Source organism: Faecalicoccus pleomorphus DSM 20574, from assembly GCF_000420345.1.
Classification (GTDB): Bacteria; Bacillota_I; Bacilli_A; order Erysipelotrichales; family Erysipelotrichaceae; genus Faecalicoccus; species Faecalicoccus pleomorphus.
The window spans coordinates 1-1,001 of the sequence record NZ_ATUT01000047.1; the positions used below are offsets into that span (position 1 = coordinate 1).

Genomic DNA, 1,001 nt, shown 5'->3' on the forward strand with positions numbered 1-1,001 from the left:
TTAACAGAGCATACCTTGGCAAATGAAATAGAAGCTCCACATGAGATTTTAAGAAAATAGGAAAGTCAAATTCAAGTTTGTTAAATTGGAAAATTGGAATTTGAAAGTGAGTTGATTTTAATGTTAATTCTAATGGAAGGTATAGTATTATGTTTTATACTTTTAATGTTTTGTGTTATTGGTATAGCAAATGGTCCTGAAAAATTTACTGTGTTTTACGAAAAGAATGTTCAAGAAAAAGCAATAAAATTAGGATATACTACTCAAAAAGAAATAAAGAAACAAACCATTATATCAATTATAGTTTTATACTTGCCTTGTTTTATTCTTGTGCCATTGATGGTTTGCTATATAAATGGTGCAAGAGAGTTTGGAGATATTTTTATTCAAAGTTTATTAATAATGTATATAATGGGACTATTTGATAGATTTTTTGTTGACTGGTACTGGGTAGAACATACAAAAGCGTGGGATATACCCAATACAGAAGAATTAAAACCTTATATTCCTACAAAAATGAAAATAGTTAAATGGCTGGGAACCATAGTTGGATTTGCAATAATTGCTTTAATTATTGCTTTAATAATGAGTAAGATGGTTTGAAAATCCTTAGTTGTAGATTGGAGTTAGTTATGAAAAATGTAATATATATATTAATTCAATGCACTTGGGGATTGCCACAAACATTGTTAGGATTTATAGTATTTTTAATTAATATAAAAAATAAACATTATTTTTATCACGGTGCAATTATTACTGAAAGAAATGTTCCTTCAAGTGTATCTTTGGGAATGTTCGTCTTTACAACAACTAATCCGATGAAAGATAAAAGAAAAAAAAATAAAATACCAGATGAAGAATTAAGTAAAAGGCTTTTAGTTCACGAATATGGTCATACAATTCAATCCCTTATTTTTGGACCATTATATTTAATAGTAATAGGGATTCCATCAACACTATGGGGATTTTTGCCATATTTTCAAAATAAAAGAAACAACGGA

Annotated in this window: 2 protein-coding genes; both read left to right on the forward strand. The window is 27.5% G+C overall.

What is annotated here, in order from left to right:
* Positions 1–93 precede the first annotated feature (93 nt).
* Positions 94–603 carry a hypothetical protein gene (locus G413_RS0110505; protein ID WP_147285007.1) on the forward strand — a complete coding sequence of 170 codons (510 nt, stop codon included), beginning with the start codon at positions 94–96 and terminating at the stop codon, positions 601–603.
* 29 nt (positions 604–632) lie between these two features.
* Positions 633–1,001, forward strand: a 369-nt coding sequence (locus G413_RS11610) for a hypothetical protein (protein WP_037614919.1), incomplete at its 3' end; no start/stop codon positions are given.